This is a genomic window from Micromonospora coerulea, assembly GCF_016598485.1.
Lineage (GTDB): Bacteria > Actinomycetota > Actinomycetes > Mycobacteriales > Micromonosporaceae > Micromonospora > Micromonospora coerulea.
Window position 1 is genome coordinate 1 of record NZ_JAEMUW010000027.1, and the last position, 24,152, is coordinate 24,152.

General features: G+C 71.3%; 23 protein-coding genes and 1 pseudogene. 13 read left to right on the plus strand and 11 right to left on the minus strand.

The genetic code is table 11. The annotated features are described in order from the left end of the window. The coding region (locus tag I8N68_RS26765) for a hypothetical protein (protein ID WP_200215266.1) at positions 1-992 on the plus strand (992 nt) is incomplete at its 5' end. A gap of 476 nt (positions 993-1,468) precedes the next feature. On the opposite strand, the gene I8N68_RS26770 is transcribed toward I8N68_RS26765, so the two are convergent. Then, positions 1,469-1,726, minus strand: coding sequence for a hypothetical protein (locus I8N68_RS26770; protein ID WP_200215267.1), 258 nt, complete (start codon positions 1,724-1,726; stop codon positions 1,469-1,471). A gap of 439 nt (positions 1,727-2,165) precedes the next feature. Between I8N68_RS26770 and I8N68_RS26775 the strand changes: the two are divergent. Beyond that, positions 2,166-4,017 (plus strand): annotated as a pseudogene (locus tag I8N68_RS26775) (glycoside hydrolase family 15 protein). A 272-nt stretch (positions 4,018-4,289) separates the two neighbouring features. Here the strand turns inward: I8N68_RS26775 and I8N68_RS26780 are convergent. Next, a complete protein-coding gene (locus I8N68_RS26780) occupies positions 4,290-5,468 on the minus strand; it encodes a low temperature requirement protein A (protein WP_200215268.1) in 1,179 nt (392 codons plus the stop codon). A gap of 191 nt (positions 5,469-5,659) precedes the next feature. Here I8N68_RS26780 and I8N68_RS34345 point away from each other — a divergent pair, with 191 nt between their 5' ends. Then, the gene (locus I8N68_RS34345) at positions 5,660-5,785 is read left to right on the plus strand and encodes an endonuclease/exonuclease/phosphatase family protein (RefSeq protein ID WP_372433862.1); all 126 of its coding nucleotides are present in this window, start codon (positions 5,660-5,662) and stop codon (positions 5,783-5,785) included. An 84-nt stretch (positions 5,786-5,869) separates the two neighbouring features. Here the strand turns inward: I8N68_RS34345 and I8N68_RS26785 are convergent, their stop codons facing one another. Both I8N68_RS26785 and I8N68_RS26790 read right to left on the minus strand, forming a co-directional pair. Then, positions 5,870-6,127, minus strand: a complete 258-nt coding sequence (locus I8N68_RS26785) for a hypothetical protein (protein WP_200215269.1) — start codon at positions 6,125-6,127, stop codon at positions 5,870-5,872. Between the two features lie 171 nt (positions 6,128-6,298). Continuing rightward, entirely contained in the window at positions 6,299-6,724 is a 426-nt protein-coding gene (locus tag I8N68_RS26790; protein ID WP_200215270.1) for a DUF7919 family protein, read from the minus strand. Between the two features lie 510 nt (positions 6,725-7,234). On the opposite strand from I8N68_RS26790, the gene I8N68_RS26795 reads away from it, so the two are divergent. Beyond that, entirely contained in the window at positions 7,235-8,011 is a 777-nt protein-coding gene (locus tag I8N68_RS26795) for an HAD-IIB family hydrolase (RefSeq protein ID WP_200215271.1), read from the plus strand. 47 nt (positions 8,012-8,058) lie between these two features. Here the strand turns inward: I8N68_RS26795 and I8N68_RS26800 are convergent, their stop codons facing one another. Continuing rightward, on the minus strand, positions 8,059-8,907 hold the full coding sequence (locus tag I8N68_RS26800; protein WP_200215272.1) for an SDR family oxidoreductase: 849 nt from the start codon (positions 8,905-8,907) through the stop codon (positions 8,059-8,061). A gap of 121 nt (positions 8,908-9,028) precedes the next feature. Between I8N68_RS26800 and I8N68_RS26805 the strand changes: the two genes are divergently transcribed. The 3 genes from I8N68_RS26805 to I8N68_RS26815 all read left to right on the plus strand — a co-directional run bounded on the left by I8N68_RS26805 (position 9,029) and on the right by I8N68_RS26815 (position 12,577). Next, positions 9,029-9,382: a winged helix-turn-helix transcriptional regulator gene (locus I8N68_RS26805; RefSeq protein WP_307812992.1), complete on the plus strand. Its 354-nt coding sequence runs from the start codon at positions 9,029-9,031 to the stop codon at positions 9,380-9,382. Positions 9,383-9,502: 120 nt separating this feature from the next. Then, positions 9,503-11,296 (plus strand): pectate lyase-like domain-containing protein, encoded by a 1,794-nt coding sequence (locus tag I8N68_RS26810; RefSeq protein ID WP_200215274.1) that lies wholly within the window; start codon positions 9,503-9,505, stop codon positions 11,294-11,296. Positions 11,297-11,698: 402 nt separating this feature from the next. Next, the gene (locus tag I8N68_RS26815; RefSeq protein WP_200215275.1) at positions 11,699-12,577 is read left to right on the plus strand and encodes a trypsin-like serine protease; all 879 of its coding nucleotides are present in this window, start codon (positions 11,699-11,701) and stop codon (positions 12,575-12,577) included. A 54-nt stretch (positions 12,578-12,631) separates the two neighbouring features. On the opposite strand, the gene I8N68_RS26820 is transcribed toward I8N68_RS26815, so the two are convergent. Both I8N68_RS26820 and I8N68_RS26825 read right to left on the minus strand, forming a co-directional pair. Next, entirely contained in the window at positions 12,632-13,228 is a 597-nt protein-coding gene (locus I8N68_RS26820) for an ATP-dependent Clp protease proteolytic subunit (protein ID WP_200215331.1), read from the minus strand. A gap of 133 nt (positions 13,229-13,361) precedes the next feature. Further along, on the minus strand, positions 13,362-14,045 hold the full coding sequence (locus I8N68_RS26825; RefSeq protein ID WP_200215276.1) for a helix-turn-helix domain-containing protein: 684 nt from the start codon (positions 14,043-14,045) through the stop codon (positions 13,362-13,364). Between the two features lie 194 nt (positions 14,046-14,239). Here I8N68_RS26825 and I8N68_RS26830 point away from each other — a divergent pair, with 194 nt between their 5' ends. Next, positions 14,240-15,256 (plus strand): potassium channel family protein, encoded by a 1,017-nt coding sequence (locus I8N68_RS26830; RefSeq protein ID WP_200215277.1) that lies wholly within the window; start codon positions 14,240-14,242, stop codon positions 15,254-15,256. A 119-nt stretch (positions 15,257-15,375) separates the two neighbouring features. On the opposite strand, the gene I8N68_RS26835 is transcribed toward I8N68_RS26830, so the two are convergent. The 3 genes from I8N68_RS26835 to I8N68_RS26845 form a co-directional block, all read right to left on the minus strand. Next, the gene (locus I8N68_RS26835) at positions 15,376-16,410 is read right to left on the minus strand and encodes a 2-oxoacid:ferredoxin oxidoreductase subunit beta (RefSeq protein WP_200215278.1); all 1,035 of its coding nucleotides are present in this window, start codon (positions 16,408-16,410) and stop codon (positions 15,376-15,378) included. Next, the gene (locus I8N68_RS26840; RefSeq protein WP_200215279.1) at positions 16,403-18,250 is read right to left on the minus strand and encodes a 2-oxoacid:acceptor oxidoreductase subunit alpha; all 1,848 of its coding nucleotides are present in this window, start codon (positions 18,248-18,250) and stop codon (positions 16,403-16,405) included. Before I8N68_RS26840 ends, I8N68_RS26835 begins: the two co-directional genes overlap by 8 nt. Before the next feature lie 300 nt (positions 18,251-18,550). Further along, complete coding sequence (locus I8N68_RS26845) at positions 18,551-19,987, minus strand: hypothetical protein (RefSeq protein WP_200215280.1); 1,437 nt, start codon at positions 19,985-19,987, stop codon at positions 18,551-18,553. 131 nt (positions 19,988-20,118) lie between these two features. Between I8N68_RS26845 and ndhC the strand changes: the two genes are divergently transcribed. Next, on the plus strand, positions 20,119-20,496 hold the full coding sequence (gene ndhC / locus I8N68_RS26850) for an NADH-quinone oxidoreductase subunit A (protein ID WP_200215281.1): 378 nt from the start codon (positions 20,119-20,121) through the stop codon (positions 20,494-20,496). Between the two features lie 26 nt (positions 20,497-20,522). Here the strand turns inward: ndhC and folP are convergent, their stop codons facing one another. Further along, positions 20,523-21,392: a dihydropteroate synthase gene (gene folP, locus I8N68_RS26855; protein ID WP_200215282.1), complete on the minus strand. Its 870-nt coding sequence runs from the start codon at positions 21,390-21,392 to the stop codon at positions 20,523-20,525. A 152-nt stretch (positions 21,393-21,544) separates the two neighbouring features. Here folP and I8N68_RS26860 point away from each other — a divergent pair, with 152 nt between their 5' ends. From I8N68_RS26860 to I8N68_RS26875, 4 genes are all read left to right on the plus strand, one after another. Further along, on the plus strand, positions 21,545-22,285 hold the full coding sequence (locus I8N68_RS26860) for a DivIVA domain-containing protein (RefSeq protein WP_200215283.1): 741 nt from the start codon (positions 21,545-21,547) through the stop codon (positions 22,283-22,285). After that, on the plus strand, positions 22,282-22,779 hold the full coding sequence (locus I8N68_RS26865) for an SRPBCC family protein (protein ID WP_200215284.1): 498 nt from the start codon (positions 22,282-22,284) through the stop codon (positions 22,777-22,779). Before I8N68_RS26860 ends, I8N68_RS26865 begins: the two co-directional genes overlap by 4 nt. Before the next feature lie 40 nt (positions 22,780-22,819). Beyond that, complete coding sequence (locus tag I8N68_RS26870) at positions 22,820-23,416, plus strand: DNA-3-methyladenine glycosylase I (RefSeq protein ID WP_200215285.1); 597 nt, start codon at positions 22,820-22,822, stop codon at positions 23,414-23,416. Positions 23,417-23,478: 62 nt separating this feature from the next. After that, complete coding sequence (locus tag I8N68_RS26875) at positions 23,479-24,102, plus strand: hypothetical protein (protein WP_200215286.1); 624 nt, start codon at positions 23,479-23,481, stop codon at positions 24,100-24,102. The last annotated feature ends 50 nt before the right edge of the window (positions 24,103-24,152 follow it).

Here is a 24,152-nt window from a genome sequence, read left to right on the forward strand (position 1 = left end):
AGCAGGGCCAGCAGGGCCAGCAGGGCCAGCAGGGCCAGGGCCAGCAGCGGGACGAGGGACAGCGGAATCAGCAGACTCAGCAAGGCGACATGGTCAGGCGCGGTGATCGCCCGGAGCGGCATGTGAGCCAGGGCCAGTGGCCTTCCGAGGAGACGAGACGGCGCGACCAGTACGAACCGGACGTCCTGCTGGATGTACCGAACTTGCGGGTGGGCGACATCCGGCTTGCCGTGGACGGGCTGGACGCCGATCTCTCCCTGCGGGCGCGACTCGCCAACCTCCTGCTAATCGACGCCGGTGTCCGCGTCAGGCTCGATGCGGTCGAACTGGACATCGAGGACGTCCGGGCCGAGGTTCTGCTCAAGGTCCGCCTGGAACGGCTGATCGAGATTTTGGACCGCACCCTGACCACAATCGACCGCAACCCCGAAGTCCTGAAGTCGATTGGCGAGACGGCCGCCTCGGTGGCGGGCAACGTGAGCGACGCGGCCCAGCAGGTGACCGGGCAGACCCAGGAACTGACCAAGGTCGTCGACCGCTTGGGTCACGACGTCGGCTCCATCACCGCGCGCGCGGAGTGGAGCGGTGAGGGCGCGCTGTCCAAGGCCGGCGAGGCGGGCGGTCAGGTGACTGGCGGGCAGGGTCAGCCGAGGCAGGGTCAGCAGGGCCAGGGTCAGCCGCAGCAGCAGGGGCAGGGTCAGCAGGGTGCGGGCCAGCCGCAGCAGGGCCCGGGCCAGCAGGGGCAGCAGGGCCAGGGTCAGCCGCAGCAGCAGCAGGGGCAGGGTCAGCAGGGCCAGGGTCAGCCGCAGCAGCAGGGGCAGGGTCAGCAGGGTGCGGGCCAGCCGCAGCAGCAGGGGCAGGCTCAGCCGAGCCAGGCTGAGACGGCCGCCGAGCCTGCCGAGGCGTTGCGCCAGGCCGGTCGCAACCTCTGGGATGCCATCGCGACCGTGATAGCGCACCAGGGGCAGGGCTCGCAGCAGCAAAAGCAGTAGGAGCCCGGGCGGGGCCTGCCGGCACCCGCCATTCATCAAGCAGCCCGCGCGGCTACAGCAAGGTCCCCACGCACGTCATTGGTGAAGATCTTGCCTGGCGATAGCAACCGGCCGGGACGAGGGCAGCCGCCGGCTGCCGAGCGCGGACAGCCGTCCGAGGTCGCCGGACGAGCGGCACATAGCTTGTACCGGCCACCCCGGGAATCCTTTGCGATGTCCGTAGGTGGCGGGGCGGCCCAAAACTGCGGCAAGGCGGGCCGCCCCTCCCATCTTGCAGGACTAGAGCGCCCTGGCGGGACGTCTCAGGCGAAAGAGGGCTGCCGTCAGCAAGAAATCAGCGAGACGCACGACAACAACCGACAACCGCTGGCACAGGAGGACACTGTCCGTGACTCCAACGCCAGTCGTTGCCATTGATCGATGAGCTTCGGCTGCATCGAGCCGCCTTTGCAAGGCAGGGGCAGCGAAGTTGATCGTCAACCCGACGAGGCGGCGGAGCTGCACGGCCCGCACAGGCGGATCGGCCCCCACTGCTCATCCATGAGGTCATCCCAGAAGTCAGTTCTCGGCACCGCCGGCATCACGTCGGCTCCGCAGAGGGCCGTGAACCGGTCGTCTATAACGGCGTGCCCAATCATCTCGCGCAGCGGCAAGGAGTGATCCGCTCGCACCGCCTCAACCTGGCGTGTGTCTGCGGGCGTCAGCGCCAGGACGAACTTGGTCCGCTTACGCACACCAGGAGGGTAGCGGGACCATGCCCGATCCGTGCCCGATGGAGCGGTCAGCAGCGGTCAACAGCGGCCCCTTGCACGACATCGACCGGTCCCTTCCATGCTCGGTAGCCAGGCCGCACGGTCTCTCACCAGCGTGACTCAACCCGATTCCCAAGCTGACAGTGCGGGTTCGATTCCCGGCACCCGCTCCAACGAGAGGCCCCAGCTCAGGACAGGTTTCGTGGCTGGGGCCTTGATCGTTGTTACGGCTTCTTGCGCTGGCCCCGGTCTGGTGGTTCACCAGGTACAGGCCGCCGTCGTCTGTTTTTGTCGAACAGGACAGGACAGCGGGCGTCGAGCCACCGTTGAGGTGTGTTGGTTCGCCGGATACCGGCCGCATGTGTGTGAAGCCCCGGCCGGGGTAGTCGCGCAGTCGCTGAGGTGAGCTGGGGAGGTTCGGGTGGAGTCGTACCCTGCCGTGGAGGCCCACGGCTTGATCGGCGATCTGCAGACGGCGGCGCTGGTGACCAAGGACGGGACGCTGGATTGGTTCTGCGCTCCCCGGTTCGATTCGCCGAGCCTGTTCGGGGGTCTGCTCGATCGGCACAAAGGGCGGCTACTTCCAGGTGTCGCCGGATGGCGTCGACTACGTGAGCAAGCAGCTGTATCTGCCGGGCACGCCGATCCTGATCACCCGCTTCCTCAGCGCGGACGGGGTGGGCGAGCTGATCGACTTCATGCCCGTCGCGGGAGACCAGCCCACCGACCGCCACCGCCTGGTCCGGATGCTCCGTATGGTCCGAGGCAGCATGCGATTCCGGGTCGACTGCCAACCCCGGTTCAACTACGGCCGTGATCCGCAGGAGATTGAGGTGCACCCCGAGGGCAATGTCTTTCGCAGTCCTATGCTCTCGCTCACCCTGAGCCCCGTCCGGTACGCCGAGCGCCTAGCCGAGGAGCAGGAACGCCGGCGGAGCAAAGAGGGCGTCTGCGTGATCGCCACCCTGCACGAGGGCGAGGCCGGAGGTGTGGTCCTGGAAACAGCGGTGTCGCCCGACCCGCCACGCCCCTACACCCCAGGCGAGGTCCGCGAGATGCTGGAGCAGACTCGTGACTTCTGGCGCCGCTGGCTCGCCGGCTCCCGCTACACCGGTCGCTGGCGTGAGATGGTCGAGCGGTCGGCGATGACGCTCAAACTGATGACGTACGCGCCGACCGGCGCATTGATCGCGGCCCCCACCGCCGGGCTGCCTGAGCAGATCGGCGGGGAACGCAACTGGGACTATCGCTACACCTGGATCCGCGACGCGTCCTTCTCGGTCCACGCCCTGCTCGGCCTCGGCTTCGCAGACGAAGCCAGGCACTATCTCAGCTGGCTCAACGACCGGATCCGGGACGCCAGCGACGACGGTCTGCCGCTGCAGATCATGTACCGCGTCGACGGCTCACCGGACCTCACTGAAGAGGTGCTCGACCATCTGGAGGGATACCGCGGGTCAGCACCGGTGCGGGTCGGCAACGGCGCTGCTGATCAACTTCAACTCGACATCTACGGCGAGGCACTCAACGCCCTTCACCTCGCCGACAACCACGGCCTGCAGCACTCTCATCAGGCGTGGCTGAACGCCGTCAGGCTGATGGACTGGCTCTGCGACAACTGGGACCAGCCCGAAGACGGGATCTGGGAAACCCGTGGCGGCCGTCAGGACTTCACCTATGGGCGGCTCATGTCCTGGGTAGCCCTCGACCGGGCCATCCGGCTCGCGCACCGGCACGGACGACCTCCCGACACCAGCCGATGGACCCGCGTACGTAACGCCGTCTACGACCAGATCATGACGCGCGGCTTCCACCCGACTCGTCGTGCGTTCGTGCAGCACTACGCAACCGACGTCCTGGACGCGGCACTGCTGGCCATGCCGTCCGTCGGATTCGTGGTACCGACCGACCCGATGTGGCAGTCCACCCTGCGGGAAGTGGACGCGGAACTTGTCTCCGACAGCCTCGTCTACCGATATGACCCGGCCGCCTCACCCGACGGCCTGCCCGGCAACGAGAGCACCTTCACCATGTGCACGTTCTGGTACGTCCAGGCGCTCGCCGAGTCCGGACGCCTCGACGACGCCCGGCTGACCTTCGAAAAGATGCTCACCTACAGCAGCCCCCTCGGCCTCTACTCCGAGGAAATCGCACCCAGCGGGGAGCAGACTGGCAACTTCCCGCAGGCGTTCAGCCACCTCTCACTGATCAGCACCGCTGTGGACCTCGACCGGATACTCGACGCCGCTCCCGAGCCGACGGGAAAGCGATAGCCGCCGAGAGCGGAGTTTCGGTTGCCGCACCGGAGCTGCTATCGACTGCAACGTTGCCAGATGGTCCGCGCCCGACACCATGCGGAGTCAGCAGAGAGTCAGCAAACCAGCCGCTACGCGACGATGACCGCCGGAAGGAGCGGGAAGGTCGCCGATGCATGAGCGCACAGGACGAGCTTCGCTGACACTGCCTGCTTACCGCGACCAGGCTCCCCCCGGCGGGGGTCAGGTCTGGCTGGCTACCGGCGCGAACGCTGTCTTGTGAAACACGCCTAGTGCGCCGGCGAGGGTGCCTCGGGGGGACGGCCGGCGGCGTGGCGGGCGTCGGCGAGGGCGACGGCGAGCAGTACGAGCCCGGCCACGACCGCAGCGGCCAGGGGCGGGGCGAAATACAAGGGGACGGCGGCGATCGCCAGGGCGGCGATGGCGACGACACGGCGGACGGAAAGCCGGTCGAACACGACGCGTTCCAGACGGATACGGCCGTAGAGGAACAGTGCCGGACCACCGAGGATCGCGACGAGCCACGCCGGCTCCGGCGAGCCGTCCGGGTGTTTCAGTACGATCTCGAAGCCGACGGCGGTGGCGACGATGCCCAGCACCATGACGACGTGGGCAGTGCCGATGGCGCGGCCGGCGGCGTCCCTGTCCCCCGCCGTGGCGACGGCTTCGGCGAGGACCTGGCCGGAGCGGTAGAAGTAGATGCGCCACATCAGCACCGTCGACAGGAACGCCACCACCAGCCCCGCGGCGGTCGCCGCGGTGACCGGCTGGTTGGTCAGCGTGGTCCCGACAGCGAGCACGGTTTCCCCGAGGGCTATCAGCAGGAACTGCTGATAGCGCTCGGGCAGGTGGTGGCGGCTGTCCGTGGCCCACGCACTGACCGGCGGCCCGGCCATCCCCGGTACCGGCCAGCGCAGCTGCGCGGCGACGAAGTCAACGATTACGGCGGCCCCCCACAGGACGGCCCGGGCGCCGCCGCTGACGGCGGCGCCGGCGAACCAGATCACCGCCGAGGCCGCGAACCACAGCACCGACCGGCGATAAAGCTGCCGCAGGGGATGTCCGCGCAGCGCGGGCATCAGGATGAGCGGCCGGCCGCACTGCAGGATCACATATGGCAGCACGAACGCCCACCCGCGGCCGATGAACGCGTACGGAAGCGATGAGGCCATGACCAGCAGCCCGAAGGCACTGGCCAGTACGATCCACTGGATCTTGCGGCGGCGGGGGTCGAACCAGCTGGTGATGTGCGCGGTCGTGATCCACAACCACATCAGCGGCAGCGACAGCACGAGCAGGTAGGCCATCGACCGCCACCGGACGACAACGTCTTCGCTGACGATGTCCCGCGCGACCCGGCTGACCACCCCGGCCAGGGCGAACACCAACACCAGGTCGACGAACAGTTCCAGGAAGTTGGCCTGCCGCACGTCCTCGCGACGTTGCAACAGGTCCTGACCCTGTACACCGCCTTCCCGATGCCCCATACCGCTCATACTCGCCGGGCACAACCCCGGCTCACCGGGGGTTGGACCTCGTACACCCAGAGGGAAGCCAACCACCGGTGACCGCCGGCAATCCATAGGTATGGGTCAGCCGTCTGCCCTCAGCACCGCGCTGCAGCTCGGCGACGAGAGTCCTGCGGGACCGAGACCGACACGTGATCATCGGCGGCGACTTCAACGCGGATCCTTCGTCAGCGAGAAGTCAGCGAGACGCACGACAACAACCGACAACCGCTGGTACGGGACAGCACCGTCGTTGACTCCAACGCCAGTCCTCGACATTGATCGACGAGCTTCGGCTGCATCGAGCCGCCTTTGCAAGGCAGGGGCAGCGAAGTTGATCGTCAACCCGACGAGGCGGCGGAGCTGCACGGCCCGCACAGGCGGATCGGCCCCCACTGCTCATCCATGAGGTCATCCCAGAAGTCAGTTCTCGGCACCGCCGGCATCACGTCGGCTCCGCAGAGGGCCGTGAACCCGTCGTCTGTAACGGCGTGCCCAACCATCTCGCGCAGCGGCAAGGAGTGATCCGCTCGCACCGCCTCAACCTGGCGTGTGTCTGCGGGCGTCAGCGCCAGGACCAACTTGATCCGCTTACGCACACCAGGACGGTAGCGGGACCATGCCCGATCCGTGCCCGATGGAGCGGTCAGCAGCGGTCAACAGCGGCCCCTTGCACGACATCGACCGGTCCCTTCCATGCTCGATGGCCAGGCGGCACGGCCACTCACCAGCGTTATCAATCCGATTCCCAAGCTGAGCGTCGACCTTCGTCAGCTCGTTGACGTGATGGCCGCTTCACAGAACTCAGGTGGTGGTAGGTACTCGTGAGCGGCCACGTAGTGGGTCAGTAGCTGAGGTACGGCGTACACGACGCCGTGGCCCCTCACTCGGAACTCGGCGCTTTCGCGGGCGATCAAGCCCTGCCGGATGGCTTCTCTGGCGTCGTCACCCATGTCCCGGATGCAGAGTTCGCAGTGGTGGTAGCCGCGTGTGTGGCGGACGCGCACCTTGGCCAGCTTCGTCAGTGCAGGCATCAACTCGTCAGGGGGAGCGCCGGTTTGGAACGGATGCGAGGCGTCCAGCCAGCCGACATTGAGCAGAGGCAGGCCCGGCGACGGCTCGTCGGGTGCCCACCGCCCGTTCCTGTCTTGTGGCTCCCAGTACGTGTATGGCGTCAGGTCGGCGAAGAAGGCCACGAGCTATGCCTACCATCCGTCTGTCCCGGGTGGCGGCCCGCCGGTCGCCGTACAACGCAGAAGTAAAGCAACCGACCTCGCCCGCTAGAGCCTCAAGCCAGCCGGTTAAGGCCCGTGACCTGCCCACTGCACCGTCAGCAACCGGTTGCCGGCAATCCATACGTTCAGGGCCACCAGACAAGATCCGGAACATGCGCGGAATGATCAAGCACGTCGCTGGGGAGCCGTCGGGGGTATGTCCTGGTAGGGCGAGGGGTGGCCCGGCAGGCGCTACACCCTTCCTAAACCGTGTGTCGCAGGTTCGAATCCTGCCGGGGGCACCACGTCACAACCTTGATCAACGATCATTGCTCCGCCTTCCGCGCTGGCGTTGGCGTGTCCGAGCCGGCGAGCGGCGACCAGCGGGAATGCTGGCTTGCGGAGCGTGACGGTCGGGCCTCGCGGGTCCCGAAACGCCACCGTCGGTACCCTGCTAGTCCTGGCCTGCACGCGACGACATGGTGGTACTTGATGAAGGATCTTCGAGTGGTGGCGTTCGACCTGGACGACACCCTGGCTGTCTCCAAGTCCCAGATCGATCGTCGTATGGCGGAACTGCTCGGCCACCTGCTCACCGAGGTCGACGTCCTGATCATCTCCGGCGGGCGGTTCGAGCAGTTCACGTCGCAGGTGCTGGCGCATCTCGACCTCACCGAGGAGCAGCGCGGGCGGCTGCACCTGATGCCGACCTGCGGCACCCGCTACTACCGCTGGCGGGACGGTGACTGGCAGCAGGTCTACGCCGAGGACCTCAGCGACGCGGACAAGGCCCGGGTGATCGAGGTCCTGACCGAGTCGGCGCAGGCGCTGGGTCTGTGGGAGACGAGGACCTGGGGCGACGTGATCGAGGACCGGGGCAGCCAGATCACCTTCTCCGCGCTGGGTCAGTCCGCGCCGCCCGCCGAGAAGTACGGCTGGGACCCGGACGGCGAAAAGAAGAGGCGGCTCCGCGACGCCGTCGCCGCGAAGCTGCCCGACCTGGAGGTCCGCGGCGGCGGTTCGACGTCGATCGACGTCACCCGCAAGGGCGTGGACAAGGCGTACGGCATGCGGAAGCTGCTGGAGTTCCTGGACCTGAAGACCGACAACGTGCTCTTCGTCGGCGACCGGCTCGACGAGGGCGGCAACGACTACCCGGTCAAGGCCATGGGCATCCAGACCGTCGCCGTCACCCGCTGGGAGGAGACGGCCGACTACGTCGAGGCCCTCGTCGACGACCTGGTCAAGTTGCGCGCGCAGCACGCCTGACCTGGGCCGCCGCCCCGGGCCGGTGAACCCGGGACGGCGGCGGGCGGTCAGCGCGCGGCGCGGATCGCCTCGGCCAGGGTGGTGGGCGCGCGGCCGAGCAGGGCAGCCAGGTCGTCGACGGGGACCTCCAGCTCGCCCTGGGCGAGTCCCCGGTCGCCGTCGGCCAGGACGGCCGCGTACCCCTCGGGCAGGCCGGCGGCGACCAGCAGCTCGGTGTACTTCTCCACCGGCAGGTCGGTGTAGCCGACGTCCGTGCCGGTCTGCCGGGAGACCTCGGCGGCCAGCTCGGTCAAGGTGAAGGGCGCGCTGCCCAGCTCGTACACCTTGCCGGCGTGTCCCTCGGTGGTGAGCACCGCGGCGGCGGCCTCGGCGTAGTCCGCGCGGGTCGCGGCGCTGACCCGCCCGTCGCCGGCCGCGCCGGCGACGCCGTGCTCGAGGTACGTCGGGAGCTGGCCGGTGTAGTTCTCCAGGTACCAGCTGTTGCGCAGCAGGACGTACGGCAGCCCGGACGCCCGGATCTCCTCCTCGGTCGCCCGGTGCTCGGCGGCGAGGGTGAGGCTTGAGGTGTCGGCCTTGACGATGCTGGTGTACACGACCAGCCCGACGCCGGCTTCCTTGGCGGCGGTGACCACGTGGTGGTGCTGGGCCGCCCGGCGGCCGACCTCGCTGCCGGAGACGAACATCAGCTTCTCGGCGCCGGCGAAGGCGGCCCGCAGCGACGCGCGGTCGTCGTAGTCCGCCTGCCGGGTGACGACTCCGCTTCCGGCCAGTTCGGCGAGGCGGTCGGCGTCCCGGCCGAGCGCCACGATCCGGTCGGCCGGTACGCCCCGGCGGAGCAGCGCGGAGACGATCAGGCGGCCGAGGTGCCCGGTGGCACCGGTGACGACGATGGACATGGGAACTCCTGTGCGGGTCTCGGAGGACTGTCACCGGAGAGCAACGGGAACAGCGGGGTGTTACTTCCCGTTGGAGAGTAGGCACCTTAAAGTTCGGTACGCACCGAAAGAGAGTGACACCGTGAACCCGGACCCGTTCAACCGTAACTGCGGCAGCCGGAAGGTCATCGACCGGATCGGCGATCGCTGGAGCGTCCTCGTGGTGCTCGCCCTCGCCGACGGCGGCAAGCGCTACGGCGAGCTGGCCGAGCGGATCGACGGGATCAGCCAGAAGATGCTCACCCAGACCCTGCGCGGCCTGGAGCGCGACGGCCTGGTCACCCGCACCGTGCACGCCAGCGTGCCACCCCGGGTCGACTACGCGCTGACCGACCTCGGCCGCAGCGTGCTCGACCTGGTCGCCGGTCTGGAGGCGTGGGCCACCACCCACCTCGCCGAGGTGGAGGCCGCCCGGGCCAGCTACGACGCCCGCTGAAGTTCCGGAACCGGCGCACCCTGGCGCGACCGGCGTGGATGGGGTAGAAACAGGACGTCCCGGTCGTGAGAGCGCTCTCACCTCCGACCGACCCGTACCCCACCTCCGACAGGCAGGCCGATGAGACCACTCGACCGTTCCCGCCGCCGCTTCCTCACCCTCACCGCCGCCTCGGCGGCGTCGCTCACCGCCCTCGGGCTGCCCGCGCTGCCGGCCTCCGCCGCGCCCGCCGGCGCCGACGATGCCGCCGAGCCGGACTTCGGGCCGAACGTCTTCGTGTACGACCCGACCACCCCGACCGAGGAGATCCAGTCCACCCTGGACCGGCTCTTCGCCGCCCAGGAACACAACGAGATGGGTGTCGACCGGTACGCGGTGCTCTTCAAGCCCGGCCGGTACGACGTCAACGCCAAGCTGGGCTACTACACCACCGTCGCCGGCCTGGGCGGCCACCCCGACGACGTCGAGATCCACGGCGCGGTCCGCGTCGTCGGCCAGCCCGACCCGGACTCGCAGGCCGGCATCTCCGCCCTGACGAACTTCTGGCGCTCGGTGGAGAACCTCTCCATCGCGCCCACCGACTGGTCGAACCAGTGGGCGGTCTCCCAGGCCTCGCCGATGCGTCGCGTCCACGTCAAGGGCATCCTCTGGCTGGAGCCGGGAAACGGCGGCTACTCCAGCGGCGGCTACATCGCCGACTCCAAGGTGGACGGCATCACCATCAACGGCTCCCAGCAGCAGTGGCTGACCCGGGACAGCGAACTCGGTGGCGACTGGACCAACGGGGTGTGGAACCAGGTCTTCTCTGGGGTGCTCGGCGCCCCCGCGCAGGGCTTCCCCAACCCGCCGTACACCACGCTGCCGACCAGCCCGGTCACCCGGGAGAAGCCGTACCTCTTCGTCGACGGCGAGGGAGGCTGGCGGGTGGCGGTGCCGGCGCTGCGGTACGACAGCGCCGGCACCACCTGGGGCGCGGGCGCCGGGCCGGTGCCCTCGCTGCCGCTGGCCGACTTCTTCATCGCCAGGCCGACCGACTCCGCCCAGCGGATCAACCAGGAACTTTCCCGGGGCCGACACCTGCTGCTCACCCCCGGCGTCTACCACCTGGACCGGGCGCTGCGGGTCGAGCACCCGGACACCATCGTGCTCGGCCTCGGCATGCCTAGCCTCGCCCCGACCACCGGCGACGCCGCCCTGCGCATCGAGGACGTGGACGGCGTCCGGATCGCCGGCGTGCTGGTCGACGCCGGGCCGGTGGAGTCCGAGGTGCTGGTCGAGGTCGGCAAGCGGCACAGCCACCGCGGCCACGCGAGCAACCCGACCTCGCTCCAGGACGTCTTCTTCCGGATCGGCGGTCCCTGGGTCGGCCGGGCGGTGACCAGCCTGGTGATCAACAGCCGGCACGCCATCCTGGACAACATCTGGGCCTGGCGCGCCGACCACGGCATCGAGGACACCGTCGGCTGGACGGTCAACACTGCCGAAACCGGGGTGGTGGTCAACGGCGACGACGTCACCGCGTACGGGCTCTTCGTGGAGCATTACCAGCGGTACCAGACGATCTGGAACGGCGAGCGCGGGCGGACCGTGTTCTACCAGAGCGAGCTGCCCTACGACCCGCCGAGCCAGGCGGCCTGGAGCAGCCCGACCGGGCGCGGCTGGGCGTCGTACAAGGTCGCCGGCCCGGTGCGCGAGCACGAGGCGTGGGGGCTCGGCGTCTACTCCTACTTCAACCAGGAAGTGGACATCCGCTGCGACCGGGCGATCGAAGCTCCGAAGCGGGCCGGCGTTCGCTTCCACGACGCGGTGACGGTCTTCCTCGACGGCAGCGGCGGCATTGAGCGGACCGTCAACGAGGCCGGCACCCCGGTCGTCGGCTCGTACGGCACCAGCCCGGTGGTCGAATACCCCTGAGCCCGGACCGAGGACCCGGCCGGTCGGTGTCAGCGGCCCTGGCCGGCCGGGTCGCGCCGGGCGACGGTCAGGTCATCACCGGTGCCACCCCGGGCCGTCGGCTTCACCCTGGTCACTCTGCTGGGTCCGGTGCTCGCACCGGTGCCGGCCGCCGGGGACGACCGGCCAGCGACGGATGACACCCGCCGTCGATCCGGCCCGGGTGACGTAACACGAATTGGCCGGAAAGCGCTGCGCCCGCCGGCCCGTGCACGGCTCCGCCGCCGGTCATAGGCTCCGACGTATATCGATGGCATCACGGTCACCGGGTGCCGGACTCGATCGAGGGGGCGAATCCGGCACCGGGTGTCATCGACGTCCGGACTTCCCCGGACCACCTGCTCCATCGACCCGGAGGATCCTTTGCGTCGTTCCGCACTCTTCGCCGCGCTGACCGGCACCGCCGTCGCCGCCGTCCTGGCCGCCGGCACGCCCGCGTCCGCCATCAACACCTACAACGCCCAACCCGCGCCGGAGCGCCACGAGGTGGGTGCCCTGCTGGTCCAGTGGGACCGCGACGGTGACGGCACCTCCGAGACCATCGACTGGTACTGCTCCGGGACGATGATCGACGAGAACACCTTCCTCACCGCCGCCCACTGCACCACCGACTGGTCGCCCGGCGTCAAGTTCTACGTCTCGCTGGACCAGGACGTGCAGGGTGCGCTGGACAAGGCCAAGGCCGACGGGCTCACTCCGACCCAGATCGCGACCACGGTCGGCGTCGAGGGCACCGAGCACACCAGCCCCGACTACCCGGGCAACTCCGCCGACGCGCACGACATCGCGGTCATCGAGTTCTCCGACGCCCAGGCCGCTGCGCTCGCGAAGCGCTGGCCGTTCACCCCGGCCACCCTGCCGTCCGCCGGCCAGCTCGACGCGCTCGGCTCCCGCGCGCTCGACGCCGCCACCTGGCAGGTCATGGGGTACGGCACCGAGGAGGCCGCGCGCGGCCCCGGCGGGCAGACCCACCCCGGCGGCGGCGTCCGGATGAAGGCCGAGGTCGGCTTCGACGCGCTCAACAACACCTGGGTCCGGCTGGCGATGAACGAGAGCCGGAACTACGGCGGTGCCTGCTACGGCGACTCCGGCGGGCCGAACTTCGTCACTCTCGACGGTGCGCTGGTGCTCGCCGCCACCACCATCACCGGGGACGGCCCCTGCTACGCCACCAACGTGTCGTACCGACTGGACACCCCGAGCGCCCGGGGCTTCCTCGACGAGTTCGTCGCGCTGCCCTGATCGCACGCACCACCGGCGGCCGGCGGGACCATCCCGCCGGCCGCCCCCGTGCCGTCAGGCGGGAAGCTGCTCCACGCCGCTGAGTACGCGGTCGACCAGGCCGTACTCGCGGGCCTGCTCGGCGGTGAACCAGCGGTCCCGGTCCCAGTCGCGCTGGATCTCGTCCAGCGTCCGGCCACTGTGCTCGGCGATCAGCTGCTGCATGGTCCGCTTCACGTGCAGCATGTTCTCCGCCTGGATGGTGATGTCGGCGGCGGTGCCGCCCATCCCGCCGGACGGCTGGTGCATCATGATCCGCGAGTGGGGGAGCGCGAAGCGCTTCCCGGCCGCGCCCGCGCAGAGCAGGAACTGCCCCATCGAGCCGGCGAGCCCGAGCGCCAGCGTGGCCACGTCGTTCTTGACGTAGCGCATGGTGTCGTAGACGGCCATCCCCGCGGTCACCGAGCCGCCGGGCGAGTTGATGTAGAGAAAGATGTCGCGCTCCGGGTCCTCGGCCGCGAGCAGCAGGATCTGCGCGCAGATCTGGTTCGCCGAGGCGTCGGTGACCTCGGTGCCGAGGAAGATGATCCGCTCCTTGAGCAGCCGCTCGAAGACGTGGTCGCCGAAGGATGGCTGGCCAGTGTCCAGCATCCGAATGTCGTACCCGATCATCATGACCGCCCTCCACGCCGCCGGCGGGCGACGGACCGCCCGGGAACCGGCGGTCTCCAGCCTCCGGCGCCGGGCCGCCGCGGCCCAGCGATTCTGCCGGCCGCAGATCGGCCGTGGGCAGAACCGGCCCGGCCTAGGCGGCGGTCAGCCGCCGCCGGCCCGCCCGGGCCCGCCGTCGGGCCAGCACTCCGGCGGTACGCGGACGGCGGCGCCCGGCTGGCGCGGCGGCGATCAGCCGCACGCGCAGGCCCGCCCCGCCGACGGTCGACCCGAGGTGCCCGGCCGACCCGCCCGCGAGCAGCCCGCCGGTGCCGCGCCCGGCCAGCAGGTGCCCGGGCGTCCCCAGGTGTGGCGGGCGCCCGCCCGCGCCGCCGGCACGGAGCGGATCTCCGCCCATGCGGACGATCTCCAGCGGGCGGCCGGTGCCCCAGGCCGGCCCGATCGCCGGCGTGTCGTCCACCGGCGGCAGTGCCCCGTCGGGGTGGAAGCCGATCCGCAGCCGCGGGCCGGTCGCGTCGCGGTGCCCGGCCGGCACCCGGTCCAGTCGGGCCAGGGGAGTCGCGGAGCTCGCGGGGACCCGGCGCTCGACCCGGCGCAGCTCGTCGCGGGCCTCCTCTAGCAGGTCGGAGAGGTGGATCCCGAGCGCCCGGCAGATCGCCGCCAGCACCTCCGAGGAGGCCTCCTTGCGGCCCCGTTCCACCTCGGAGAGGTAGGGCAGCGACACCCCGGCCGCCAGGGCCACCTCGCGCAGCGTGCGGCCCTGGCGCAGTCGTACCCGGCGCAGCACCCCACCGATCACCCGTCGTAGCAACGACATGCGGGCCTCCTCGCGGTCGTCGTCCCGGGACGTTCCCATCATGCCCCGTAAGCACGCGGCGCACCGGCCCGGCCTGGCGCGCCGCCGCCCCGCGGGGCCGGTGCCGGACGCCCGGTGACCACCCGGAAGGCCGAGGGACGCCGTACCCGCTATGTTGTGCTCGTGCAGGCGACGGTGGCGGGGCGGGACCGACGGTGATCCATTTTCCCGCGCAACGGCGGGGGCCGCTGAGCGCGCTCAGTCTGCGGCTGCTCGCCGCCCTGGGCCTGGTCCTGGCCGTGGTCACCGCGGTCTACCTCGACCGGGACGGCTACCGCGACGTCAACGAGGACGGGCTCACCCTCCTCGACTGCTTCTACTACGCGGTGGTCTCGCTCTCCACCACCGGATACGGCGACATCACCCCGGCCGCGCAGTCGGCGCGCATGGTCAACGTCCTGTTCGTCACCCCGGCCCGGGTGCTCTTCCTGATCATCCTGGTCGGCACCACCCTGGAAGTCCTGACCGAGCAGTACCGGACCGGCCGTCGCCTGTCGCGGTGGAGGAGGACCGTGAAGAACCACGTCATCATCTGCGGCTACGGCACCAAGGGCCGCAGCGCGGTCTCCGCCCTGCTGGAGAACGGCCTGGACAAGGCCCGGATCGTGGTGGTCGAGCGCAGCGGCGCCGCCCTGCGCCAGGCCACCTCGGCCGGGCTGGTCGCCATCGAGGGCTCGGCGACCCGTTCCGCGGTGCTGGAGGAGGCGCACGTCCGCACCGCCAAGTCGGTGATCATCGCGACCGACAGCGACGACGCTTCGGTGCTGGTGGCGCTGACCGTCCGGCAGCTCACCGCCGGCCAGGTCCGGATCATCGCCGCAGTACGCGAGGCGGAGAACGCGCCGCTGCTCAAGCAGAGCGGCGCGCACCACGTGATCGTCTCCTCGGCCACCGCCGGCCGGCTGCTCGGCCTCTCCACCTCCGCCCCGCCACTGATCGACGTGGTGGAGGACCTGCTCACCCCGGGGCAGGGCATGGCGCTGGCCATGCGCTCCGCCGAGCGCGACGAGGTGGGCCGCTCCCCGCGGGAGCTGGAGGCACTGGTCATCGCCCTGGTCCGGCGGGGCAAGGTGGTCGCGCTCAATGACCGGGCGGGCGCGGTGATCGAAACCGGGGACATGCTGGTCCACGTCCGCGACGACCGTCCCAAGGCCGCCACCTCCGCTTCCTGACCCCCCGCACGCTCCGCGCCGACGACAGATACCCGGAAAGAGTGGCTGTTCCGCGATGGATAGCCACTCTTTCCGGGTATCTGCGTGAGGCGTTTTGCGGGTGGCGGCGGGCGGGCTGGTTAGAGGATCGTCCAGGTGTCGCCGCTGCCGAGGAGGCCGGCGAGCTGCTGCTCGGGCGTTTCGGTGACCGCCGCCTTCGCCGTGGCGACCTGCTCCTGCACCGCGCTGTCGTACGACGGGCGACGCACCGAGCGGAACACGCCGATCGGGGTGTTGCGCAGGTCCAGGCCGGGCAGCCGGGACAGCGCGAAGGCGTACGCCGGGTCGGCGACCGTCGCGTCGTGCACGACGATCTCCTCGGGGCGGACCGAGGCGGTCTCCCGCACCTCCAGCCCGAAGCCGCCCGGCGGGTGGACGACGCAGAACTGGCCGTCGGAGCCGAACGTGATCGGCTGCCCGTGCTCCAGCCGGATCAGGAAGTCGTCACGGGTGCCCGGCTCCTTGAGCTGGTCGAAGGCGCCGTCGTTGAAGATGTTGCAGTTCTGGTAGATCTCCACGAACGCCGAGCCCTCGTGCTCCGCGGCGGCCCGCAGCACCGACTGGAGGTGCTTGCGGTCCGAGTCGATGGTGCGGCCGACGAAGGTGGCCTCCGCGCCGAGCGCCAGCGACAGCGGGTTGAACGGGGCGTCCGCCGAGCCGACCGGGGTCGACTTGGTGATCTTGCCGACCTCGGAGGTCGGCGAGTACTGCCCCTTGGTCAGGCCGTAGATCCGGTTGTTGAACAGCAGGATCTTCAGGTTGACGTTGCGACGCAGCGAGTGGATCAGGTGGTTGCCGCCGATGGAGAGCGCGTCGCCGTCACCGGTGACCACCCAGACCGACAGGTCCGGCCGGGACACCGACAGGCCGGTGGCGATCGCCGGGGCGCGGCCGTGGATCGAGTGCATCCCGTAGGTGTTCATGTAGTACGGGAAGCGCGACGAGCAGCCGATCCCGGAGACGAAGACGATGTTCTCCCGGGGGATGTTCAGCTCCGGCATGAACTGCTGGACGGCGGCCAGGATCGCGTAGTCGCCGCAGCCGGGGCACCAGCGCACCTCCTGGTCGGACTTGAAGTCCTTGGCGGTGAGCTTGAGGGCGACTTGCTCAGACATTCTTCAGGACCTCTTCCAGCGTCGTCTCCAGCTCCGCGGCGGTGAACGGCAGGCCGCGGACCTGGTTGTAGCTGATCGCGTCGACCAGGTAGCGGCCCCGGATCACCTGGGCCAGCTGGCCCAGGTTCATCTCGGGGATGACCACCCGGTCGTAGGAGCGCAGCACCTCGCCGAGGTTGGCCGGCATCGGCGAGAGGTGGCGCAGGTGCGCCTGGGCGATGGAGAGCCCGCGCTGCCGCAGGCCCCGGCAGGCCGCCCCGATCGGGCCGTACGTCGAGCCCCAGCCGAGCACCAGCACCCGGGCGTCGCCGTCCGGGTCCTCCACCTCGACGTCCGGTACCGGGATCGTCTCGATCCGGGCCGCCCGGGTCCGCACCATGAAGTCGTGGTTCGCCGGGTCGTACGAGATGTCGCCGGTCTTGTCGGCCTTCTCCAGGCCACCGATCCGGTGCTCCAGCCCGGGGGTGCCGGGGATCGCCCACGGCCGGGCCAGGGTCTCCGGGTCCCTCAGGTAGGGCAGGAAGGTGGTGCCGTCCTCGCCGTTGGGCGCGGTGGCGAACTCCACCCGCAGGTCGGGCAGGGACTCCACGTCGGGCAGCAGCCACGGCTCGGAGCCGTTCGCCACGTAGTTGTCCGACAGCAGGATCACCGGAGTGCGGTAGGTCAGCGCGATCCGCGCCGCCTCCAGCGCGGCGTGGAAGCAGTCCGACGGCGACTTCGGGGCGATCACCGCGACCGGGGCCTCGCCGTGCCGGCCGTGCAGGGCCAGGTTGAGGTCGGCCTGTTCGGTCTTGGTCGGCATGCCGGTCGAGGGCCCGGCCCGCTGCACGTCGACGATGACCAGCGGCAGCTCCAGCGCCACGGCCAGGGAGATCGTCTCGCTCTTCAGCGCCACGCCGGGACCGCTGGTGGTGGTCACGCCGAGCGAGCCGCCGTACGACGCGCCGAGCGCGGCACCCACCGCGGCGATCTCGTCCTCGGCCTGCATGGTGATCACGCCGAACCGCTTGTGCTTGCTCAGCTCGTGCAGGATGTCCGAGGCCGGGGTGATCGGGTACGCCCCGAGGAAGACCGGCAGCCCGGAGCGGACCCCGGCGGCCACCAGGCCGAGCGAGAGCGCCGCGTTGCCGGTGATGTTCCGGTAGGTGCCCGGCTGCATCTTGGCCGGCTTCACCTCGTACCGGACCGAGAAGTTCTCGGTGGTCTCGCCGAAGTTCCAGCCGGCCCGGAAGGCGGCCACGTTCGCCGCCACCAGCTCGGGCCGGGCGGCGAACTTGCGCTCCAGGAAGCGCAGCGTCGACTCGTACGGGCGGGAGTACATCCAGGAGAGCAGGCCGAGGGCGAACATGTTCTTGGCCCGCTCGGCGTCCTTCTTCGAGACGGCCTGCTCGGCCAGCGCGCCGACCGTCATCGAGGTCAGCGCCACCGGGTGCACCAGGTAGCCGGCGAGCGAGTCGTCCTCCAGCGGGCTCACCGTGTAGCCCACCTTGGCCAGGTTCCGCTTGGTGAACTCGTCGGTGTTGACGATGATGTCCGCGCCGCGCGGCAGATCGGCCAGGTTGGCCTTGAGCGCCGCCGGGTTCATCGCGACCAGCACGTTCGGGGCGTCACCCGGGGTCAGGATGTCGTAGTCGGCGAAGTGCACCTGGAAACTCGACACGCCCGGGAGCGTCCCGGCGGGGGCCCGGATCTCCGCCGGGAAGTTCGGCAACGTCGAGATGTCGTTGCCGAGCTGCGCCGTCTCGGAGGTGAACCGGTCGCCGGTCAACTGCATGCCGTCGCCGGAGTCACCGGCGAACCGGATGACCACCCGGTCCAGTTGACGGATCTGCTTGGTCACGCCCGCACCTCGCTTCGCTCCGCGCCGACGCAGGGGCGGCTGAACATGATGGTGACCCCGCCTTGCCCCGCCACGTGACCTCCTTGACGCGCTGTTTCCGCCGACCGTCCGCAGCTGTCCGGCCCGCTGAAGTTCTCACGTCAGAGCCTACGTCGGTTCCTTAGGGCCACCTTGGTGGAGGTCCGACGTATGGGACCTGATCGGACCGGTGTATGCCCGGCTTTGCGGTATTTAGTACCGGCACCCGTAATTCAGATCACCGCACGGACCGGTCCGCAGCGCCCCCCCGGCCGGCAGCGCTCAGTCGGAGCCGGCGGGGGCGGTGGTCGGCTCGGTCGGCGGCGCGCTCATCCGGCGGCGCAGCGACGTGGTGGCCAGCACCAGGGCGAGCACCACGATCACCCCCGAGACGCCGATCAGGGTGACCGCCGTCCGCTGCACCGAGTTCAGGCCGCCGTCGTCGGAGCCCTGCGCGGCCGCGGCGAGCACGCCCTGGGAGCCGGTCGGTACGGGGGTGGCGATCGGGGTGGAGAGGGCGGCGGCAGCGGTGATCCGGAAGCTCATCTGCACCTGGCGGGCCCGGCCGCTGCGCGGGTCCAGCCGGCCGACGACCGCGCCGGCCAGCGGCGCCCGGCGCTGCGCCTCGGCCGTCGCGGTCACCGGCAACCGCAGGGTGGCCGTCCGCCCGGCGGGCACGGTGCCCAGGTCGCACCGGGTGCGCGACGGCGGCAGCGGTGCGCAGCCGGCCGGCCGGCCGGAGACGGTCACCCCGTCGGGCAGGATCACGTCGACCCGGCCGGCGGCGTCCACCCGGCCGGTGTTGCCGAGGCGGACGGTCACCGCACTCGCGGCACCGCTGATGTCGAAGAGCACGTCGTCGGCGCGGAGCGAGATGCCGGGCACCGGCGGGCCGGGCGGGAAGAGCACCGCGAAGCCCTGGTTGTCCGCCGCCGCGCCGGTCACGCCCGCGGCGGTCGCGGTCACCCCGACCGATCCGCTGAGCGGCATCGACCGCCAGGCCGTCCCGCTGACCCGGACCTTGATCGAGCTGCTGAACCGGGCCCCGGGCGCGGCGGGCCAGTCGCCGCAGCGGTAGCTGCCGCCGCCGGCGGGCGCGCACCCGGGCGTCCCCGCATCGGTCAGTCCGGCCGGCAGCGTGTACGCGAGCCGGATCAGCTCCGGCACGCTGCCGGTGTTGGTGACGGTCACTTGCAGCGTGGTCACCGTGCTGTCGGCGTTCCAGTAGGCCGGGGTGAGCGAGACGTCCTCGGTGGTCACCCGCACCCCCAGTTGGCCGGCGGCCGGCTGGCCGGGACCGGGCTGGACCGGGGGCCGCGCCGGCGGCACGACGGGCGGCGGGGCCGGGGCGGTGGTGGTGGGCGCCGTGGTGATCGGCACCGGGTCCGCCGGCGCGGTGGTGACCGGCGCGGGTTCGGTCGTCGGCGGGGCCGGCGGGGTGGTCTCCGGCGGCGCGCTCTCGGTCGGCGGCGCCGTCGTCGGCACCGGCTCCGTGGCGGTCGGTTCGACCGGGGGAGTGGTGTCGGTCGGGTCGGTCTCCGGATCGTCCGCCGGATCGGTGACCGCGGTGACCACGCTGGTCGCCGTCGGTGACGCGGTGGCCCACGCCGGAGCCACCGCGACCGCGGTCGCCAGGCCGGTCGCGAGAGCGGCCGCGAGCAGTACGGAGGTGCGTCGCTGAACAACCCGCCGGTCGGGGCGTACGGGCAGGTCGGCCATCTGTCCTCCGTGACGATCAGTGAGCTTCCATTATTCGGTAATGGTTGTCGCAGGGCACTAGTCCCGCAAGTGAAACAAATCCGTAACATGTTCGGTACGCCCCGACGGCGGGCACGGTAGGCTCCTCGACCGTGACCGGTTACCTGGGCTCGTACGCCACGCTCGGTCTCCTCCTGCTCGCCAGCGTCCTCTTCTTCGTTACGGCGTTCTCGGCCAATCGGGTGTTACGTCCTGGCCGTCCGGCCGATCCTTGGGGAAAACGGACCAGCTACGAGTGCGGTCTCGACCCGGTCGGCGGCGACTGGGCGCAGATGCAGATCCGGTACTACGTCTACGCGTACCTGTACGTGCTCTTCGCCGTCGAGGCGGTCTTCCTCTTTCCCTGGGCGCTGGTCTTCGACCGCCCCGGGTTCGGCGTGACCACCGTCGTGGAGATGGCCGTCTTCATCGCCGTGGTGGCGCTCGGCATCCTCTACGCCTGGCGCAAGAACATCCTGCGCTGGACCTGAACCCCGGCGGACCGGCCGGCCACCGGTCAGGCCAACCCGCGGCGGGTCAGGGTGGGTGGCCGGTCGCCCCGGATCGAGGCGACCATGTCCAGCACCCGCCGCGTCTGGTGCACCTGGTGGGCGCGGAACACCCGGGCCCCCAGCCACGCCGAGACGGCGGTCGCGGCCAGCGTGCCCTCCAGCCGGTCCGGCACCGGCAGGTCCAGCGTCTCGCCGATGAAGTCCTTGTTCGACAGGGCGACCAGCAACGGCCACCCGGTGCCGGAGAGTTCCGCGAGCCGCCGGGTGATCTCCAGCGAGTGCCGGGTGTTCTTGCCGAAGTCGTGCGCCGGGTCGATCAGGATCCCGTCCGTCCGTACGCCGAGGGCGACCGCCCGCTCGGCGAGCCCGGTCACCGTCCGCACCACGTCCGCCACCACGTCGTCGAAGGCGGCCCGGTGCGGCCGGGTACGCGGGCTGAGGCCGCCCGCGTGCGAGCAGACCAGCCCGGCGCCGGTCGCCGCGGCGACCCGGGACAGCGCCGGGTCGGCACCCGACCAGGTGTCGTTGAGCAGGTCGGCGCCGGCCGCCACCGCCTCCACGGCCACCTCGGCCCGCCAGGTGTCGATCGAGATGACCACCTCCGGGAAGGCGGCCCGGACCGCGGCGATGGTGTCCACCGTCCGGCGGATCTCCTCGGCGACGTCGACCTCCTCGCCGGGGCCGGCCTTCACCCCGCCGATGTCGATGATCTCCGCGCCCTCGGAGACCGCGCGCTCCACCGCACGCAGCGCGCTGTCCGCGGCGAAGGTGGCGCCCCGGTCGAAGAACGAGTCCGGCGTGCGGTTGACGATCGCCATCACCACCAGTTCCCCGGGGGCGAACGTCCGCCCACCGAGCCGCAGTGCCCCGGCCATCCCGCCTCCTGGTCCCCGCCCGTCACCCGCCGCCCCCGACGCTAGCCGGTCCGCCGCCGGGCACCGGAGTCCGGTAGGTCCGGGGGTTGCGAATCATGATCGGAGCGGGTGGAGGGCTCGCCCGGGGCCGGCCCGCATGCCACGATCTCCCCATGGGTGAGGTTCTGCTCCTCTTGGTCGTCGCGTTGACCGTCGCGGCGGTGGTGTTCGGGGTGACCGTGCTGGTGTCCGGGCGCGATCCCGGCCTGGCGCCGGCCGAGCCGGACGGGCGCGCCGTGCCCCTGCCGGGCGGTCGACCGCTGCTGGAGGCGGACGTCGCCGAGGTCCGGTTCGACACCGCCCTGCGCGGCTACCGGATGGCCCAGGTCGACCAGGCGATGCGCCGGGCGGCGTACGACATCGGCTACAAGTCCGAGCTGATCGGCGTGCTCGAGGCCGAGGTCATCGCGCTGCGCGAGGGACGCACGGCGGACGCCGACGCGCTGCGCCGCGCCCGCGAGGAGGCGGCCGGCCCGAATCCCGCCGTCGACACGCCGCCCGCCGACGCCGGGCCGACGTCCCCCACCCAGGAGACCGACGCCCGCCCCGCCGACCGGGACGCCGCCGGCCGCGGGGCCGCCGGAGCCGCCGACCGGGACGCCGCCGGCAGCGCCGGTGCGGACGGGGTCACCGCCGCGCACCGGGACGCCGTGACCGCCCATCCGGACGCCGCTGTCGCCGGCCGCGAGGCCGGCGCCGAGCCGGTCGTCGCGCTGCGGCCGCCGGCCGATCCCGTCGCCGTCCCGGAGAGCGCCCCGACCGCCGCCGCCCCGGTGCCCCCGCCGACTGCCGATGCCGCCGACGAGGAGGACGACCGGGACCGGGGTCCGGTGGTCCGGTCGGAGTCGGCGTGACCCGGCCGGAGGGGGCCGACGGCTTCGCCGAGGCGGCCCAGCCCGGTGCGGGTGAGATCACCGCCACGGTGGTCGTCAACGCCCCGGCCGAGCGGGTCTTCGCCGCGCTGACCGCCTGGGAACGGCAGTCCGACTGGGTCCCCTTCACCACCGTCCGGGTTGTCGAGGGCGACGGTGGCGAGGGCAGCCTGATCGAGGCGGTCACCACGCTCGGCCCGGCGGTGCTCCGCGACGAGATGCGGGTGGTCCGGGTGGACGCGCCGTACGAGGTCGGCGTGGTGCACTGCGGCCGGCTGCTGCGCGGGCCGGGCGTGCTGCGCTGCACCCCGATCGAGCGCGACCGGACCCAGGTGGTCTGGCACGAGTGGTTCCACCTGCCCGGCGGGACCGCCGGCCGGGTGGCCTGGCCGGTGTTGTGGCCCGGCTCGAAGTTCAGCCTGACCCAGGCGCTGAAGAAGTTCGCCCGGCTGGTGGAGCAGGGCCGGCTGCCCTGACCGTGGTCGGTTGTCGGTGGGCTGGCCTACCGTGTAGGCCGTGACTGACCTGGTGACCGGCCCGGACGGGCTGCCCCGCTGCGCCTGGGGCGCGAGCACCCCCGACTACGCCGTCTACCACGACACCGAGTGGGGCCGGCCGCTGCGCGGCGACGACGCGCTCTACGAGCGGCTGACCCTGGAGGCGTTCCAGTCCGGGCTGTCCTGGCTGACCATCCTGCGCAAGCGGCCCGCGTTCCGGCTCGCCTTCGACGAGTTCCGGATCGAGAAGGTCGCCGGCTACGGCGAGGCGGACGTCGCCCGCCTGTTGGCCGACGCCGGCATCGTCCGCAACCGGGCCAAGGTCGAGGCCGCGATCGCCAACGCCCGTGCCGCGCTGGAGCTGCCGGACGGGCTCTCCGCGCTGCTCTGGTCGTACGCGCCGGCGCCCCGGGCCGCCCGGCCCCGGTCCTTCGCCGAGGTGCCGGCGCTCACCCCGGAGTCCACCGCGCTGGCCAAGGTGCTCAAGAAGCGCGGTTTCCGTTTCGTCGGCCCGACCACCGCGTACGCGCTGATGCAGGCCACCGGGATGGTCGACGACCACCTCGCCGGCTGCCACGTGACCATCGATCCGGCTGGCGACCCGGGCGGGGCGTGACGCGGGCGGCGCCCGGCCGACGTGACGGCGCCGGCACCGTCCCGGCGTGATGGGATTGCACCATGACCGACACCGAGGCCCGCGCGAGCGGGACGATCGACGGGGGCACCGGGCCCGGCGCCTGGGCGGTGCTGCTGCCCGCCGAGCGGTACGAGGCCGAGCGGCTCGTGCACCACGACACGTTGGAGCTGACCGGCCTGGACGGGGTAACCCGGCCCCGGCCCGGCGACCCGGTCGCGGTGCTGGTCGACGGGCCGCCCCGGCTGGTGGCCCTCGGCCAGGTCGCCGCGGCGACCGGGGAGACCCGGGAGGATCCGGACGACCCGCAGTCCGAGGCCGGTCCGGGGGCGCTCGTGGTGACGTACACCCGGCGGGTGCTCGACCAGCCGGTGCCGGTCGACGGCCTGGTCCTGGACGGGCCGGTGACCGGGCTCGACGTGGCCACCTGGCGGGAGCTGGCCGACCGGCTGGGCCCCCCGCCGGCGCGCCGCTCCTGGCTGGTCAGCCTGGACCTGCCGATCGAGGCCGCCTCGGCCGCCGAGGCGGTCCGGCTCTTCTGGGCGTACGTGCAGGAGCTCGGGCCGCGCGAGCTGCCGGCCTTCGTCTCGCCCGCCGGCGACGAGCTGGCCATGCAGGCGTTCGTGCTCGGCGCGGAGGCCAACCAGGATCCCGAAGAGGACGACTGACCGCCCGCGGCCGGGGTTACGGTGGAGGGGTCGGCCGGTGCCGGCCGGCC

Bases quoted from the DNA above. Each gene is read 5' to 3' on its own strand.
- I8N68_RS26845 (WP_200215280.1), bottom strand. From the start codon at position 19,987: ATGGCCGACCTGCCCGTACGCCCCGACCGGCGGGTTGTTCAGCGACGC.
- I8N68_RS26835 (WP_200215278.1), bottom strand. From the start codon at position 16,410: ATGTCTGAGCAAGTCGCCCTCAAGCTCACCGCCAAGGACTTCAAGTCC.
- I8N68_RS26825 (WP_200215276.1), bottom strand. From the start codon at position 14,045: ATGTCGTTGCTACGACGGGTGATCGGTGGGGTGCTGCGCCGGGTACGA.
- I8N68_RS26800 (WP_200215272.1), bottom strand. From the start codon at position 8,907: ATGTCCATCGTCGTCACCGGTGCCACCGGGCACCTCGGCCGCCTGATC.
- I8N68_RS26860 (WP_200215283.1), top strand. From the start codon at position 21,545: ATGGGTGAGGTTCTGCTCCTCTTGGTCGTCGCGTTGACCGTCGCGGCG.
- I8N68_RS26795 (WP_200215271.1), top strand. From the start codon at position 7,235: ATGAAGGATCTTCGAGTGGTGGCGTTCGACCTGGACGACACCCTGGCT.
- folP (WP_200215282.1), bottom strand. From the start codon at position 21,392: ATGGCCGGGGCACTGCGGCTCGGTGGGCGGACGTTCGCCCCCGGGGAA.
- I8N68_RS26875 (WP_200215286.1), top strand. From the start codon at position 23,479: ATGACCGACACCGAGGCCCGCGCGAGCGGGACGATCGACGGGGGCACC.
- I8N68_RS26810 (WP_200215274.1), top strand. From the start codon at position 9,503: ATGAGACCACTCGACCGTTCCCGCCGCCGCTTCCTCACCCTCACCGCC.
- I8N68_RS26820 (WP_200215331.1), bottom strand. From the start codon at position 13,228: ATGATCGGGTACGACATTCGGATGCTGGACACTGGCCAGCCATCCTTC.